This window comes from Mycobacterium sp. E3339 (assembly GCF_001666915.1).
Lineage (GTDB): Bacteria > Actinomycetota > Actinomycetes > Mycobacteriales > Mycobacteriaceae > Mycobacterium.
Genome location: NZ_LZIZ01000035.1, coordinates 1 through 15,552 on the forward strand (window position 1 = coordinate 1; position 15,552 = coordinate 15,552).

At 68.1% G+C, this 15,552-nt stretch carries 13 protein-coding genes and 2 pseudogenes; 11 read left to right on the plus strand and 4 right to left on the minus strand.

The features are described 5' to 3' along the window. Positions 1-10: 10 nt before the first annotated feature. Positions 11-154, plus strand: a pseudogene (locus tag A5702_RS25405) (nitrilase-related carbon-nitrogen hydrolase); the annotation flags it as partial. 87 nt (positions 155-241) lie between these two features. On the opposite strand, the pseudogene A5702_RS02835 reads toward A5702_RS25405, so the two are convergent. Further along, positions 242-658, minus strand: a pseudogene (locus A5702_RS02835) (nitrilase-related carbon-nitrogen hydrolase); the annotation flags it as partial. Positions 659-683: 25 nt separating this feature from the next. Next, complete coding sequence (locus A5702_RS02840; RefSeq protein WP_055403966.1) at positions 684-1,208, minus strand: DUF2505 domain-containing protein; 525 nt, start codon at positions 1,206-1,208, stop codon at positions 684-686. A gap of 26 nt (positions 1,209-1,234) precedes the next feature. Here A5702_RS02840 and A5702_RS02845 point away from each other — a divergent pair, with 26 nt between their 5' ends. After that, positions 1,235-2,332: a UDP-N-acetylmuramate dehydrogenase gene (locus A5702_RS02845; RefSeq protein WP_068218077.1), complete on the plus strand. Its 1,098-nt coding sequence runs from the start codon at positions 1,235-1,237 to the stop codon at positions 2,330-2,332. A 21-nt stretch (positions 2,333-2,353) separates the two neighbouring features. Next, on the plus strand, positions 2,354-3,736 hold the full coding sequence (locus A5702_RS02850; RefSeq protein ID WP_197281277.1) for an Ig-like domain-containing protein: 1,383 nt from the start codon (positions 2,354-2,356) through the stop codon (positions 3,734-3,736). On the opposite strand, the gene A5702_RS02855 is transcribed toward A5702_RS02850, so the two are convergent. Continuing rightward, positions 3,720-4,469, minus strand: coding sequence for an SDR family NAD(P)-dependent oxidoreductase (locus A5702_RS02855; RefSeq protein ID WP_068218080.1), 750 nt, complete (start codon positions 4,467-4,469; stop codon positions 3,720-3,722). The genes A5702_RS02850 and A5702_RS02855 overlap by 17 nt on opposite strands. A gap of 173 nt (positions 4,470-4,642) precedes the next feature. Here A5702_RS02855 and A5702_RS02860 point away from each other — a divergent pair, with 173 nt between their 5' ends. The 6 genes from A5702_RS02860 to regX all read left to right on the plus strand — a co-directional run bounded on the left by A5702_RS02860 (position 4,643) and on the right by regX (position 10,748). After that, complete coding sequence (locus tag A5702_RS02860; protein WP_068218083.1) at positions 4,643-5,956, plus strand: ROK family transcriptional regulator; 1,314 nt, start codon at positions 4,643-4,645, stop codon at positions 5,954-5,956. 29 nt (positions 5,957-5,985) lie between these two features. After that, positions 5,986-7,287 (plus strand): D-inositol-3-phosphate glycosyltransferase, encoded by a 1,302-nt coding sequence (mshA, locus tag A5702_RS02865; protein WP_231964976.1) that lies wholly within the window; start codon positions 5,986-5,988, stop codon positions 7,285-7,287. Then, positions 7,284-7,844 carry a YbjN domain-containing protein gene (locus A5702_RS02870; RefSeq protein WP_068218091.1) on the plus strand — a complete coding sequence of 187 codons (561 nt, stop codon included), beginning with the start codon at positions 7,284-7,286 and terminating at the stop codon, positions 7,842-7,844. The genes mshA and A5702_RS02870 overlap by 4 nt, the downstream gene beginning before the upstream one ends. A 48-nt stretch (positions 7,845-7,892) precedes the next feature. Beyond that, a complete protein-coding gene (locus A5702_RS02875) occupies positions 7,893-8,642 on the plus strand; it encodes a phosphoglyceromutase (protein WP_068218095.1) in 750 nt (249 codons plus the stop codon). Between the two features lie 152 nt (positions 8,643-8,794). Beyond that, the gene (locus A5702_RS02880) at positions 8,795-10,015 is read left to right on the plus strand and encodes a cell wall metabolism sensor histidine kinase WalK (RefSeq protein ID WP_156349598.1); all 1,221 of its coding nucleotides are present in this window, start codon (positions 8,795-8,797) and stop codon (positions 10,013-10,015) included. Positions 10,016-10,064: 49 nt separating this feature from the next. Then, the gene (gene regX / locus A5702_RS02885) at positions 10,065-10,748 is read left to right on the plus strand and encodes a two-component sensory transduction protein RegX (RefSeq protein ID WP_036352187.1); all 684 of its coding nucleotides are present in this window, start codon (positions 10,065-10,067) and stop codon (positions 10,746-10,748) included. On the opposite strand, the gene A5702_RS02890 is transcribed toward regX, so the two are convergent. Beyond that, on the minus strand, positions 10,745-11,245 hold the full coding sequence (locus A5702_RS02890) for a hypothetical protein (protein WP_197281276.1): 501 nt from the start codon (positions 11,243-11,245) through the stop codon (positions 10,745-10,747). The genes regX and A5702_RS02890 overlap by 4 nt on opposite strands. A 766-nt stretch (positions 11,246-12,011) precedes the next feature. Here A5702_RS02890 and A5702_RS02895 point away from each other — a divergent pair. Then, complete coding sequence (locus A5702_RS02895; RefSeq protein WP_197506487.1) at positions 12,012-12,434, plus strand: MmpS family transport accessory protein; 423 nt, start codon at positions 12,012-12,014, stop codon at positions 12,432-12,434. Continuing rightward, complete coding sequence (locus tag A5702_RS02900; protein ID WP_068218104.1) at positions 12,431-15,367, plus strand: RND family transporter; 2,937 nt, start codon at positions 12,431-12,433, stop codon at positions 15,365-15,367. Before A5702_RS02895 ends, A5702_RS02900 begins: the two co-directional genes overlap by 4 nt. The last annotated feature ends 185 nt before the right edge of the window (positions 15,368-15,552 follow it).

The window sequence follows — 15,552 nt, forward strand, 5'->3', positions numbered from 1 at the left end:
CGGTGTCCGGGTGGGGTTGACCGTCTGCTACGACATCCGCTTCCCGGCGCTGTACACCGAGCTGGCCCGCCGCGGCGCCCAGCTGATCGCCGTCTGCGCGTCGTGGGGCTCGGGCCCGGGCAAGCTCGACCAGTGGACGCTTCTGGCGCGGGCCCGCGCGCTGGACTCGATGAGCTACGTCGCCGCGGCGGGCCAGCTCGGTGTACAGCGCCGGGAAGCGGATGTCGTAGCAGACGGTCAACCCCACCCGGACACCGTCAACCGTGATCACCACCGGCTCGCGGCCGGGCGCGACGGTGCGCGACTCGGTGAAGCCGAAGGCGTCGTAGAGGTGGATCTTGTCGTAATGCGTGTCCAGACCGTCCGGGCCGGCCGCGATCAGCGTGTTTTTCACCCGGCCGTCGCCGGCAGGGGTGAACATGCCGGCGACCACCGCGATCCCGCTGTCGGCCGCGATACGCCGCACACCCGTCGCCCAGGGACCGTCGACCGGCTCGGCGATCGGCCCCAGCGGAACCCCGAAGCGGCACATGGTCGCCTCCGGGAACACCACCAGCTTGGCGCCCGCGTCGGCGGCCTGGCCGCTGTAGGAGCGCACCAGCTCCAGGTTCGCGCCCGGATCGGTGCCGCTCAGTATCTGCGCCAGCGCGATTCGCATGGCCGCCAGCTTAGGCGCGGCGCCCTCAAGGCATTCTGGCGATCCACTCCGTGGTGAACCGCTGCTCGGCGGCCATCAGTTCGGCCAACCGGCCGCCGATGAAATTCTCCAGCTTGCCGCCGATGATCGGGACGCGGACCTGGACGGTGGCCCGAAAGGTCAGCCGGGCACCGCCCGTCTGGGCGATCGGCGACAGCACGGCGGTGCCGTTCAGATTGACCGGGGCATCCAGGATCGAGCCGACGACACAACCCTGCGCGGCCCCGTCGGCGACCGGGCCCCAGGTCTCCTCGCGCCGGATGCGCAGATCGCCGCTGTGCAGCTGCGTGACCATCCCGGGCAGCTTGTGACTGTGGATCACCTGGACGGTGACCACCTCGACGGTGTCGTCGTCGCCCGTTTCGCCACCCACCCGCATCGACTCCAGGGTGGCGACGTCGACACCGGATCCGGCCAGGCGAGCCCGCCAATAGGTCTCGTCCGTGAACGCGCGATGAACCTCTTCAACGCTGCCGTCGTAATCGGCCGACAAGTCGAATGAACGCGGCATAGCAGGTGAGGCTACCGTTACGGGCCATGAAATCCAGCGATGCCGGTTCGACATTCGCCGGTGCGCATGTCGCCGAAGCGGTGTCGCTCGCGCCGCTGACGACGTTGCGGGTCGGGCCGGTGGCGCGCCGCCTGATCACCTGCACCAGCACCGAACAGGTGGTCGCGGTGCTGCGGGAGCTGGACGCCGAAAGCGGTGGGGGACAACAACCCCCGGTCCTGGTGTTCGCCGGCGGCTCCAACCTGGTGATCGCCGACACGTACGCCGACCTCACCGCGGTGCGATTGGCCAACAGCGGCATCACCGTCGACGGCAACGTGGTGCGCGCGGAGGCCGGCGCGGTGTGGGACGACGTCGTGGTCCGCGCCATCGAGCGCGGCCTGGGCGGGCTGGAATGCCTGTCGGGCATACCGGGTTCGGCCGGGGCGACCCCGGTGCAAAACGTCGGGGCCTATGGCGCCGAAGTCGCCGACACCATCACCCGGGTCCGGATACTGGACCGTCGCAGCGGACAGGTCCGCTGGGTGCCGGGCGCCGAGCTCGGCTTCGGCTACCGCACCAGTGTGTTGAAACGGGCCGGCCACGAAACCCCTTGGGTGGTCCTCGAAGTCGAGTTCGCGCTGGACCCGTCGGGCCGCAGCGCGCCGCTGCGCTACGGCGAGCTGGCGGACGCGCTGGGGGCGAGCGGCGGGGAGCGCGCCGAACCGTTGAAGGTCCGCCAGGCGGTGCTGGCGCTGCGGGGCCGCAAGGGCATGGTGCTCGACGACGACGACCACGACGCCTGGAGCGTGGGATCGTTCTTCACCAACCCCGTCGTCGCCCCCGAGGCGTACGAGCGGCTGGCCGCGGGCGTGGACGGGCCGGTGCCGCATTACCCGGCACCGGACGGCGTCAAGCTGGCCGCGGGCTGGCTGGTGGAGCGGGCCGGCTTCGCCAAGGGCTATCCCGACGATCCGGCGGCCCGCTGCCGGCTGTCCACCAAGCACGCGCTCGCGTTGACCAACCGCGGCGGTGCCACCGCGGAAGAGGTGATCGCCCTGGCCCGCACGGTCCGTGACGGGGTCCACGCTGTGTTTGGTGTCACATTGCAACCGGAGCCGGTCCTGCTCGGCTGCAGGCTGTAGCTCCGAATCCGCCCGACCCCGATTTGTCGCGGCGGGGTCGATGGATTTTCCCCGGTATCTTTGACTTTCGTGAACACGTCGCGCAACCCGCAGCCGGTCAACCGGCGCGTGGCTTTGGCGACCCTCGGACTGGGGGTTTTCGCCCCCAGCGTGCTGGCCGCGTGCGGCGGCCCCGCGGCCAAACAGGCCGAGAAAAAGGAGCAGCCCGCCGCCAAGCTGAAGTTCCAGCCGGCCGATGCGACCGAGAACGTGGTGCCCATCGCGCCGATCAGCGTGGAGATCACCGACGGCTGGTTCCAGCACGTCGCGCTGACCAATTCCGCGGGCAAGGCCGTGGCGGGCAAGTTCAATTCCGATCGCACCGTTTACAGCACCACCGAGCCCCTGGGCTACGACGCGACCTACACCTGGAGCGGCTCGGCCGTCGGGCACGACGGCAAGGCGATCCCGGTCGCGGGCAAGTTCACCACGGTGTCACCCACCAAGAAGATCGGCGGCTCGTTCCAGCTGGCTGACGGCCAGACCGTCGGGGTGGCGGCGCCGATCATCATCCAGTTCGACGCCCCCATCGCAGACAAGGCCGCCGTCGAGAAGGCGCTGACCGTCACCACCAATCCGCCCGTTGAGGGCAGCTGGGCGTGGCTGCCCGACGAAGTCGGGGGGGCGCGCGTCCACTGGCGCACCCGCGAGTACTACCCGGCCGGCACCACCGTCAACGTCGACGCCAAGCTGTACGGCCTGCCGTTCGGCGACAGCGCCTACGGGGCCGACGACATCTCGCTGAACATCCAGATCGGTCGCCGGCAAGTGGTCAAGGCCGAGGTCTCGTCGCACCGCATCCAGGTGGTCAGGGACGAGGGCGTCATCATGGACTTCCCGTGCAGCTACGGCGAGGCCGACAAGGCGCGCAACGTCACCCGCAACGGCATCCACGTGGTGACCGAGAAGTACGCCGACTTCTACATGTCCAACCCCGCCGCCGGCTACAGCCACGTGCACGAACGCTGGGCGGTGCGGATCTCCAACAACGGCGAGTTCATCCATGCGAATCCGATGAGTGCGGGCGCGCAGGGCAACACCAACGTGACCAACGGCTGCATCAACCTGTCGACCGGCGACGCGGAGCAGTACTACCAGAGCGCGATGTACGGCGACCCGGTGGAAGTGACTGGAAGCTCCATCCAGCTGTCCTACTCCGACGGCGACATCTGGGACTGGGCCGTCGACTGGGACACCTGGGTTGCCATGTCCGCGCTCCCGCCGCCGACCGCGCACCCGCCGTCAACGCAGATTCCGGTGACCGCGCCGGCCACGCCGTCGACCGCGCCGTCCCTGTCCGGGACGCCCACGACCTCCACTTCACCGACCACGACTTCCAGCCCGGGGGCTAACCCCGGCGGTTAAAGCGGGTCGCCGAGGCCTGGTCGCGCGGCTTCATGACGATCAGGTCGAGGTCGACGTGCGGTGGCCGGGATGCCACGAACCCGATCACCTCGGCCACGTCGGCGGCAACCAACGGCGTGATGCCGGTGTAGACGGCGTCGGCGCGTTGCTGGTCGCCGTCGAAGCGGACCAGCGAGAACTCGGTCTCCACCGCGCCCGGCGCGATCTCGGTCAGCCGCACCGGCTTGCCCAGCAGTTCGCCGCGCAGCGTGCGGTGCAGCGCCCCCTGGGCGTGTTTGGCCGCCGTGTACCCGGCGCCGCCGTCGTAAACCTCAAGCGCCGCAACGGAAGTCACCGTGACGATCAGGCCGTCGCCGGAGTCGACGAGCTTGGGCAGCAGCGCCCGGGTGACCCGCAGCGTGCCCATCACGTTGGTCTCCCACATCCAGCGCCAGTGCTCGAAGTCGGAATCGGCCACCGGCGCCAGCCCGCGCGCGCCGCCGGCGTTGTTGACCAGGACGTCCACCCGGCTCAGCTCCTCGGCCAGCGACGCGACTTCCGCGTCGTCTGTGACATCGGCCACAATGGCCGTTCCGCCGATTTCCCTCGCCAGGGCGTTGATCCGGTCCGCCCGGCGCGCCACCACGACCACGTGAAAGCCCTGAACAGCGAGGGTCTGGGCGGTCGCCTCGCCGATTCCGGAGCTGGCGCCCGTGACCACCGCGACCCGTTCATTCCTGACATTTCCAGCCATCGAAACAACCTTAGTGAACGTGCTAAATTTTCGGGGTGCACCACAGCGCCCTGTCCAGCACCACCACCGCGTGTCTTTGCGCGGCGGGTGCGTGTTGTTGTCGCGCACTTCGCCGCTCCTGACTTTCAGGTGTGGCCAGTGACGGCCAACAAAAATCGGACAGAAGGACGCTCGTGCGCTCGAATACCCTTACCCAGACTCATCATTCGCCCAGCCGTGCCAGCTACAAGGGCCACCGCTCGGTGCGCCGTCAGATCGTGCCTCCGGCACTGCACATCGCCGACTCGGCGGCGGCCTCGGTCTTCCGGGCCGTCCGGTTGCGCGGGCCCGTCGGGCGTGACGTCATCGCCGGCGTCACCTCGCTGAGCATCGCCACCGTCAACCGCCAAGTCATCGCCCTGCTCGACGCCGGCCTGCTGCGGGAACGCGCCGACCTGGCCGTCTCCGGGGCCATCGGCCGCCCCCGCGTGCCGGTCGAGGTCAACCACGAACCGTTCGTGACGCTGGGCATCCACGTCGGCGCCCGGACCACCAGCATCGTGGCCACCGACCTGTTCGGCCGGACGCTCGACACCGTCGAGACGCCGACGCCGCTCAGCCCCGCCGGGCCCGCGCTGGCCTCGCTGGCCGAAAGCGCCGCCCGCTACCTGCGGCGCTGGCATCGACGCCGCCCGCTGTGGGTGGGTGTCGCGATCGGTGGCACCGTCGACAGCGCCACCGGTCACGTCGACCACCCGCGCCTCGGCTGGCGGCAGGCGCCCGTCGGCCCGGTGCTGGCCGACGCGCTCGGGCTGCCCGTCTCGGTGGCCTCCCACGTCGACGCCATGGCGGGGGCCGAGCTGCTGCTCGGGTTGCGGCGCTTCGTGCCCAGCTCACCCACCAGCCTCTACGTCTACGCCCGCGAGACGGTGGGCTACGCGCTGGTGATCGGCGGCCGGGTGCACTGCCCGGCCAGCGGTCCCGGCACCATCGCGGCGCTGCCCGCCCACTCCGAGTTGCTCGGCGGCAGCGGACAGCTGGAATCCACGGTCAGCGACGAGGCGGTGCTGGCCGCCGCCCGTCGGCTGCGGATCCTGCCTCCGGTGCCCGCGGGCCGCGCCAACGCGTCGGCCAACGGCCTCGCCGACCTGCTGCGGCTGGCCCGGGCCGGCAACGAGCCGGCCCAAGAACTGCTGAACGAGCGGGGGCGGGTGCTCGGGGAGGCGGTGGCGTTGCTGCGCGACATGCTCAACCCCGACGAGCTGGTGGTCGGCGGTCAGGCCTTCACCGAGTATCCCGAGGCGATGGAGCATGTGGAGGCGGCGTTCGCCGAGCGCTCGGTGCTGCCGTCGCGCGACATCCGGGTCACCGTCTTCGGCAACCGGGTGCAGGAGGCCGGCGCGGGAACCGTGTCGTTGGGCGGGCTCTACGCCGATCCGCTCGGCGCGATGCGCCGCGCCGGGGCGCTGGGCCCGCGCCTGCGCGACATCGACGAGCCTTCCGCTTAGCGCGAACCCCTGTCCTGGGCGTTGGGCTGGTGGGCGCGGCGTCCTGTAAAGATGACAGAGTGCGGCACGATGACGTCTTCCGGTTGAAACCGCGCCGCGTCGCAGTGCTGGCGGTGCACACCTCGCCGCTGGCCCAGCCGGGTACCGGCGACGCCGGGGGCATGAACGTCTACGTGCTGCAAACCGCGTTGCACCTGGCGCGGCGGGGTATCGAGGTGGAGATCTTCACCCGGGCCACCGCGTCGGCCGACCCCCCGGTCGCGCGGGTGGCGCCCGGCGTGCTGGTGCGCAACGTGGTGGCGGGGCCCTTCGAGGGCCTGGACAAATACGACCTGCCCACCCAGCTGTGCGCGTTCGCCGCCGGGGTGTTGCGCGCGGAGGCGTCGCATGAACCGGGCTACTACGACATCGTGCACTCGCACTACTGGCTGTCCGGCCAGGTGGGCTGGCTGGCCCGCGACCGCTGGGCGGTGCCGCTGGTGCACACCGCGCACACGCTCGCCGCGGTGAAGAACGCGGCGCTGGCCGTGGGTGACGCGCCCGAGCCGCCGCTGCGCACGGTCGGCGAGCAGCAGGTGGTCGACGAGGCCGACCGGCTGATCGTCAACACCGATGACGAAGCGCAGCAACTGATTTCGATCCACCGCGCCGACCCGGCGCGCATCGACGTCGTCCACCCGGGGGTGGATCTCGAGGTGTTCCGCCCGGGTGATCGCCGGGCCGCCCGGGCCGCGCTGGGCCTGCCGCTCGACGAGGACGTGGTCGCGTTCGTCGGCCGGATCCAGCCGCTGAAGGCGCCCGACATCGTGCTGCGCGCCGCCGCCAGGCTGCCCGGGGTGCGCATCGTGGTGGCCGGGGGACCGTCGGGCAGCGGGATGGCCTCCCCGGACGGCCTGCGGCGGCTGGCCGACGAGCTCGGCATCGCCGCGCGGGTGAGCTTCCTGCCCCCGCAGTCGCGCATGGACCTGGCCACCCTGTTCCAGGCCGCCAGCCTGGTCGCCGTGCCGAGCTATTCGGAGTCGTTCGGCCTGGTGGCCGTCGAGGCGCAGGCGTGTGGGACGCCGGTGGTGGCGGCCGCGGTCGGCGGCCTGCCGGTGGCCGTGCGCGACGGAGTCACCGGGACGCTGGTGTCCGGCCACGAGGTCGGGCAGTGGGCCGACGCCCTCGACCGGATGCTGCGCCTGAGCGCGCCGCAGGCCGAGGCGATGAGCCGCGCCGCCGCCGCGCACGCGGCCACGTTCTCGTGGGATAACACCACGGACGCGCTGCTGGCCAGCTATCGCCGCGCGATCCGCGAGTACACCGCCGAGCGTCGCGGGGTGGGCGCGTGACGTCCACCGTCGAGCGCGTCATCGAGGACGTGCTGCGCGCCAGCGGCCTGGAGTACTCGAAACACGATGGCGCGCACGGTGGCTTGTCGGGGCTGGTGGTGGCGCTGCCCGGCGAGCGCAGGCTCAAGACCAACACCATCCTGAGCATCGGCGAGCATTCGGTGCGCGTCGAGGCGTTCGTGTGCCGCAAGCCCGACGAGAACCACGAGGCCGTCTACCGCTTCCTGCTCAAGCGAAACCGCCGCCTCTACGGCGTGGCCTACACGCTGGACAAGGTCGGCGACATCTACCTGGTGGGCCGCATGTCGCTGGCATCGGTGGACGCCGAGGAGATCGACCGGGTGCTCGGGCAGGTGCTCGAAGCGGTGGATGCGGACTTTAATACCTTGCTGGAGTTGGGTTTTCGCTCGTCGATCCAGAAAGAGTGGGAGTGGCGGGTGTCGCGCGGGGAGTCGCTGAAGAACCTGGAGGCGTTCGCCCATCTCATCGACGAAGACGACGATGCAGTGGGGGAACCCCCAGCCGCGGAGCGGCGAGGGGGACGCGAAGCGCGATGAGGAGAAGTCGAGCAAATATCGACGAAGACGACGAATAAGCTAGCCGGCATGGGAGATACCGGCACGTTGGTGCTGCTCCGCCACGGCGAGAGCGAATGGAACGCAAGCAACCAGTTCACCGGTTGGGTCGACGTGGACCTGACCGAAAAGGGCCGGGCCGAGGCGGTGCGCAGCGGGGAGCTGCTGGCCGAGCACAACCTGTTGCCCGACGTGCTCTACACGTCGCTGCTGCGCCGGGCGATCACCACCGCGCACCTGGCGCTGGACGCCGCCGACCGGCTGTGGATCCCGGTGCGGCGCAGCTGGCGGCTCAACGAACGCCACTACGGCGCGCTGCAGGGGCTGAACAAGGCGGAGACCAAGGACCGCTACGGCGAAGAGCAGTTCATGACCTGGCGGCGCAGCTACGACACGCCGCCACCGCCGATCGAAAGGGGCAGCGAGTTCAGCCAGGACACCGACCCTCGCTACACCAACATCGACGGCGGCCCGCTGACCGAATGCCTGGCCGACGTGGTGGCCCGGTTCCTGCCGTATTTCACCGACGTCATCGTCCCGGACCTGCGCAGCGGCAAGACGGCGCTGATCGTCGCGCACGGCAACTCGCTGCGTGCCCTGGTCAAGTACCTCGACGGGATGTCCGACGACGACGTCGTCGGGCTGAACATTCCCACCGGTATTCCGCTGCGCTACGACCTGGGCGGCGACTTGCGGCCGGAGGTGCCGGGCGGCACCTACCTCGACCCGGAGGCGGCCGCGGCGGGTGCCGCGGCGGTTGCCAGCCAGGGCCGGCGCTAGCCGCCGACCGCTCCCATCGGGAGTTTTTGAAGGCCTGTTTGCCGAACATCGCGTGAACGGGAGTGGAACACCTGAAGCGCAAAGTGTGACTTGTCCGATTTTGGCCTCGTTCCGCTAGGGCGGTGTTTCCGAAGATTTGTAGGATTTGCTATGTGACTGTGTTCTCGGCGCTGTTGCTGGCCGGGGTCTTGTCCGTGCTGGGGCTGGCCGTAGGGGTAGCAGCCGGGACCCGGCTGTCGTCGAAAGCGGCCCAGCGCAGGCAGCGCGTGAGCCCGGACTGGACCGGGATCACCGTCGCGCAGATGCTGCAACGCATCGTCGCGCTGATGCCGCTGGGGGTCGCGGTGGTGGATTCCCACCGCGACGTCGTCTACCTCAATGACCGGGCCGCCGAGCTCGGCCTGGTGCGCGACCGGCAGCTCGACGACCAGGCGTGGGAAGCGGCGCAGCAGGCGCTGAGCGGCGTCGACGTGGAATTCGACCTGCGGCCGGCCAAGCGGGCGGCCGGCCGATCCGGGCTGGCGGTGCACGGGCAGGCGCGGCTGCTCAGCGAGGAAGACCGCCGCTTCGCCGTGGTGTTCGCCCACGACCAGTCCGACTACGCGCGCATGGAGGCGACGCGGCGCGACTTCGTGGCCAACGTCAGCCACGAGCTGAAGACCCCGGTGGGCGCCATGGCCCTGCTCGCCGAGGCCCTGCTGGCGTCCTCGGACGACTCCGAAACCGTCCGCCGGTTCGCCGAGAAGGTGCTCGTGGAAGCCAACCGGCTCGGCGACATGGTCGCCGAACTGATCGAGCTGTCCCGGCTGCAGGGCGCCGAGCGGTTACCCAACGTGACCGAGGTCGACGTGGATACCGTTGTGGCGGAAGCCATTTCACGCCACAAGGTGGCCGCCGACAACGCTCAGATCGAGATTCGCACCGACGCGCCCAGTGGTTTACGGGTGCTGGGCGACGAAACGCTTCTGGTCACCGCGCTGGCCAACCTGGTGTCCAACGCGATCGCCTACTCGCCGCCGGGTTCACCGGTCTCGATCAGCCGTCGCCGCCGCGGCGAAAACATCGAGATCGCCGTCACCGACCGCGGTATCGGGATCGCACTGGAAGACCAGGAGCGAGTCTTCGAGCGGTTCTTCCGGGGGGACAAGGCACGCTCGCGCGCCACCGGCGGCAGCGGGCTGGGTTTGGCCATCGTCAAACATGTTGCGGCCAACCACAACGGCAGCATCGGGGTGTGGAGCAAGCCGGGGACGGGATCCACGTTCACGCTGTCGATTCCGGCCTACAAGGACACTGACGAAGAACCCGAGCCACCGCAGGGTCGTGAAGTGCGGCCCAACAGGTCACAACGAGAGGAAGAACTGAGTCGATGACCCGCGCGTATGACGATGCAGAGCGCAGCGATGAGGAGGAATCGCGCTTATGACTAGCGTCTTGATCGTGGAAGACGAGGAGTCGCTGGCCGATCCGCTGGCATTCCTGTTGCGCAAGGAGGGCTTCGAGGCCACGGTGGTGACCGACGGCCCCGCCGCCCTCGCCGAATTCGACCGCGCCGGCGCCGACATCGTGCTGCTCGACCTGATGCTGCCCGGCATGTCGGGGACCGACGTGTGCAAGCAGTTGCGCGCCCGTTCCGGCGTCCCGGTGATCATGGTGACCGCGCGGGACAGCGAGATCGACAAGGTGGTCGGGCTGGAACTCGGCGCCGATGACTATGTGACCAAGCCGTATTCGGCGCGCGAGCTGATCGCCCGCATCCGCGCGGTGCTCCGCCGCGGCGGCGACGACGACTCCGAGATCAGCGACGGGGTGCTCGAGTCGGGACCGGTGCGGATGGACGTCGAGCGACACGTCGTCTCGGTCAACGGCGACACGATCACGTTGCCGCTCAAGGAGTTCGACCTGCTCGAGTACCTGATGCGCAACAGCGGCCGGGTGCTGACGCGTGGGCAGTTGATCGACCGGGTATGGGGCGCCGACTACGTCGGCGACACCAAGACCCTCGACGTCCACGTCAAGCGGTTACGGTCCAAGATCGAGGCGGACCCGGCCAACCCGGTACACCTGGTGACCGTGCGGGGGCTGGGCTACAAGCTGGAGGGCTAGACCCTGGGGATGAGTGGTCCGCGACTACTGGTTGGTTCGTTCGACGTGATGGTCACGCCGGTCTGCCCGACCAATCGGTAATGCAGACGGCGCCGGACGTCGTCGTCGATGGTGACGGTGAACGCGTACCTGCCCAGCTTCTCCAACTGAAGCAAGGGCATGTTGACCGCGAATGCCACCGACTGGGTTTCGCCCTCCTCGAGGTCGTGCGGTCGGCCAACGTTGAATCGGAACTGCGCGCGGAACGGCTCCCGCTCGCCGAATCCCTTGTCGACCTCGACCGGATGGCCGTCCTCGTCCGCCAGGTCGACGGTGACGGTGTGCTCTTCGTTGGTGGGGGTCCACGGGACTTCGGCGATGATTCCGAGGGCCAGCGAAACCGTGAAGGGGCCTGAGCGTCCCGCGGGAATGACGGCCCGGTCTACGCCGCCGCCCATGACGTACAACAAGTTGTTCTGCGCCTCGGCGTGGTTGCACAGAATTGCCGTTAACTCCATGGGTTGCTCCCGCATACGACAGTTGCTGGCTGGGCGGTCACACCATATCCGATCCGGCGGGGAAGCGGGATTATCGCGCCGCCCTGGCGCCCTCGCGATGCCCCTTCTTTTTCGCGTGGGTTGAGCAGCAATGCGTCATTTCGCAATGGAACCGGTCGCTGCATTCATGCGAACAATAAATTGACGCGGCCGGAAGCCAATCGGGGTCGGACAGGTCGCGCGGTCGGTCATTCGGATCGAACGTGTGGCCGCAATGCACGCAGGTCCTGACCTTGGTAGCCATGTCGTCAGGGTACGCGCAGAGGCGCTCAGTCGCTGCCCGTTTCTGCATTTCGCGGCATCGCCAAGTGTGCAATTCAACCGGAAATCGCCGGAGCCAGCGAATTACTTTTTGTAACTAATTCGGCCGTCGGCCGATGTCGACCGCGCCGCGGTTCGAGGCGACCGGTGCGGCCATCCCGATGAATTCGACAGGGCGGCAGGCCAATAGGCGCCAGATCGGCACTGGGCGGCGAAATCGCCTGCGGCGCAGGCCGTTCCAGGGCTGTGATGCCGGCCGGCATCGGCGAGTGGCCCCGGGCGGCTTTCGGCAAGCGGTGCGGTCACGGGGCCCGGGCGACGATGTGGTCCCGAACACACTGCGCACCGCAGGAATTAATTCGGCAACCATGACGTTCGGGGTAGCCGTGGCGCGCGACGAAATGCTCGAACGGGTGAACTGTCTTAGCATCAGCCCATTGGTCGACCCTGATCGGGGGGAACGGTGTTGACGCTTCTCAAGCGGGCATGGGTTCCCCTGGTCGTGGTCGTGGCGGTGCTCATCGGCGGCGTCGCGGTGGACCGCCTCAACGGCGTTTTCCCGGGGCCCGGCCTGCCCAAGCCCGATCCGCGGGATGCGACCCCGCCCTACGCCGCCAAGACCGCCGTCTACGAAATCCTGGGGCCACCCGGGACCACCGGCGTCGTCAACTGGATGGATGCCGACGCGCAACCGCAAAAGGCCAACTTCACCACGTTGCCGTGGTCGACGACGATCGTCGCCCAGATGCCCGGCATCTTCGCCTACGTCGTCGCGCAAGGTGACAGCCCCTCCATCGGCTGCCGGATCACGGTCGACGGCAAACTGGTCGATCAACGGCAAGCCGAGACGCGCAATGCGCAGGTCTCCTGCCTGGACAAGTCCGCATGACCGACAACACCAGCGACACCGACGAAATACCCGTCGCACAACCCACGGAAGTCGAGCACAAGCCGCGCATTGCCCGCGCCGTCCGCGTCCTGGCGCTGCCGATCGTCGTCTGCTGGGTGCTGATCGCGGTCGGCGTCAACGTCTTCGTCCCACAGTTGGAGAAGGTTGCCGAGGAGATCTCCGTTCCGCTCTCGCCGTCCGACGCACCGTCGGTCACCGGGATGAAGCACATCGGCGAGAAGTTCAAGGAGTACGACTCGGACAACCTCGTCCTGGTCACCCTGGTCGGTGATAAACCGCTCGGCGAGGACGCGCACCGGTTCTACGACGACCTGGTCAAAAAGATCCAGGCCGACCACGAACACGTCGAGCACGCGCTGAACTTTTGGGGACAGCGCTTCACGTCCTCAGGTGTGGAGAGCTACGACCATAAGGCCGCCTACGTCCAGGTCAACCTCAAAGGCGATCAGGGAGGGGCGGTCGGCGACGAATCCGTTGCCGCGGTGCGCAAGATCGTCGCGGACTCCAAGCCGCCCGCCGGCGTCAAGGCCTACGTCGCGGGCCAGGGAGCGCTGACCGCCGACGTGATCGTTGTCGGTGACAAGAGCCTGGCCAAGATCACCATCATCACGGTCGTCATCATCGCGATCATGCTGATGTTCGTTTACCGGTCCATCAGCACCGTGTTGCTGACTATGGTGATCCTCTTCGTGGGACTCGCGGCCGGCCGCGGCGTGGTGTCGCTGCTGGGCGAAACCGGCGTCATGGGGTTGTCGACCTTCGCCGTGAACCTGCTCACCTCACTCGCGATCGCGGCGGGTACCGATTACGCGATTTTCATGGTGGGCCGCTACCAGGAGGGCCGTGAGCGCGGTCTGGACCGGGAAGCCGCCTATTACGACACCTTCGCCGGTGTCAGCAAGGTGGTCCTGGGCTCGGGTCTGACCATCGTTGGGGCGCTGGCCTGCTTGAAGTTCACCCGACTGCCTTACTTCAGTTCGCTGGCGTTCCCGTGCGCGATAGGTCTGCTGGTGGTGGTGGCGGCCGGGGTCACGCTGACGCCCGCTCTCATCGCAGTCGCCAGTGGCTTCGGTCTTTTGGACCCCAAGCGCAAGTTCAACTACACCCGGTGGCGCCGCCTGGCGACGGCCATCGTGCGCTGGCCGGCGCCCATCCTCGCCATTTCCGTCATTCTTGCTATCGTTGGCGCCCTTGGTCTCGCGGGCTTCACCCCGCGCTACAACGACCTCTACTACCTGCCGCATACCGCCGCCTCGGTGCAGGCCTACGACGCGGCCGATCGGCACTTCACCCAGGCCCGTCTCAACCCGGACCTCCTGATGATCGAATCGGACCACGATCTGCGCAATCCCCGAGACATGCTGGTGCTGGACAAGGTTGCCGGTGCCATCTTCCGGGTGCCGGGCATCGAACGGGTGCAGAGCATCACCCGACCGCTCGGCCCACCGATCGAAGACGGGTCAATTCCGTTCCAGCTCAGCGTGCAAAGCGCGCCGATCCGTGACAACCTCAACTACCTGAGAGACCGCGTCGGCGACATCAAGAAGATCACCGGATTCCTCGACACCCAGATCTCCCTGCTGGAACGCCAGTACGCGATCACCCAGAAGCTCGCCAACGCGACGGACGACAGCGCAAAAACCACGGCGGAGACCGCCGCCATCACCGACGAAATTCGCGACCACATCGCCGATTTCGACGACTTCTGGCGACCGATCCGCAGCTACTTCTACTGGGAGAGGCACTGCTACGACATCCCGATGTGCTGGTCGCTGCGTAGCCTGTTCGACGCCTTGGACGGGTTTGATCAGCTCGCCGAGAAGTTCCACGCCCTCACCGGCGATCTCACCAACACGGCCGCGGCCACGCGCGAATTGTTGGCGATCATTCCGGAGAACATCGCCGTGTCGAAGGCGATCCGGGATACGACGCTGACCATCTACAGCTCGTTCGACAGTCTGATCGACCAGTTCGACCGGCTCACCGATACCAATGCTGTGATGGGTAAGTCGTTCAACGACGCTCGGGTGGAGAGCCTGTTTTACCTGCCGCCGGAGATCTTCCAGAACTCCGATTTCCAGTTCGGGTTGAGCCTGATGGTGTCGCCCGACGGAAAGGCCGCGCGCTTCATCATCACTCACTCCCTGGACCCGGCAACCGCGGAAGGCATCAAGTCCGTCGAGCAAGAGCGCAACGCGGCCAAGGAGGCGCTGAAGCTCACCTCGCTGGAGAACGCCGACATCTACCTCGGCGGCACCGCCGCGACATTCAACGACATCGCCACCGGCGCCTGGTACGACCTGCTGATCGCCGCGGTGGCGTCGATCGTGCTGATCTTCATCATCATGGTTATCGTCACCCGCGCTCTGGTCGCGGCGGGTGTCATCGTCGGCACGATCGTGCTGTCGCTGGGAGCGGCGTTCGGATTCTCGACGCTGATCTGGCAGCATTTGGGCCACTTCCAGTTGCACTGGGTGGCAACGGAATTCGCGCTGATCGTGCTCTTGGCGGTGGGGTCTGATTACAACCTGATGCTGGTGTCGCGGATCGAGGAGGAGATCGGGGCCGGCCTGAACACCGGACTCATCCGCGGCGTCGGCGTGACGGGTCCGGTGGTGTCCGCGGCCGGTGTGGTGTTCGCCGTGACCATGGCCGCGATGCTCTCCAGCGACCTGCGGGCGATCGGTCAGTTCGGTACGACGATCGGTATCGGTCTGATGTTCGACACCTTCGTCGTTCGGACGCTGATCACGCCGTCGATCATGACGCTGATGGGGCGCTGGTTCTGGTGGCCCAAGCGGGTGCGGGTCCGTCCGGCGAGCCAGATGCTTCGGTCCGTCGGGCCGCGCCCGCTGGTTCGTGCGCTGCTGTACCAACCGCGGCACGCGGTTGCCCGGGACGCGCAGAGCTGATCCTCGGCAACGAGCGTGCGGTCAGGGCTTCGAGTGTGCGCCGAGGGCGCAGATTTCGCCGATTCCCCGCCCAGGACGCACCCGCAAAGCCCCGGCCGCACACACGATCAGCGGGCGCGGATCACCTCGTCGGCCACGCCCAGCGCCAGCGCCATGATCGACACCTGCGGGTTGACCTCCGGGCA

Bases quoted from the DNA above. Each gene is read 5' to 3' on its own strand.
- A5702_RS02840 (WP_055403966.1), bottom strand. From the start codon at position 1,208: ATGCCGCGTTCATTCGACTTGTCGGCCGATTACGACGGCAGCGTTGAA.
- A5702_RS02845 (WP_068218077.1), top strand. From the start codon at position 1,235: ATGAAATCCAGCGATGCCGGTTCGACATTCGCCGGTGCGCATGTCGCC.
- A5702_RS02855 (WP_068218080.1), bottom strand. From the start codon at position 4,469: ATGGCTGGAAATGTCAGGAATGAACGGGTCGCGGTGGTCACGGGCGCC.
- A5702_RS02875 (WP_068218095.1), top strand. From the start codon at position 7,893: ATGGGAGATACCGGCACGTTGGTGCTGCTCCGCCACGGCGAGAGCGAA.
- regX (WP_036352187.1), top strand. From the start codon at position 10,065: ATGACTAGCGTCTTGATCGTGGAAGACGAGGAGTCGCTGGCCGATCCG.
- A5702_RS02890 (WP_197281276.1), bottom strand. From the start codon at position 11,245: ATGGAGTTAACGGCAATTCTGTGCAACCACGCCGAGGCGCAGAACAAC.
- A5702_RS02900 (WP_068218104.1), top strand. From the start codon at position 12,431: ATGACCGACAACACCAGCGACACCGACGAAATACCCGTCGCACAACCC.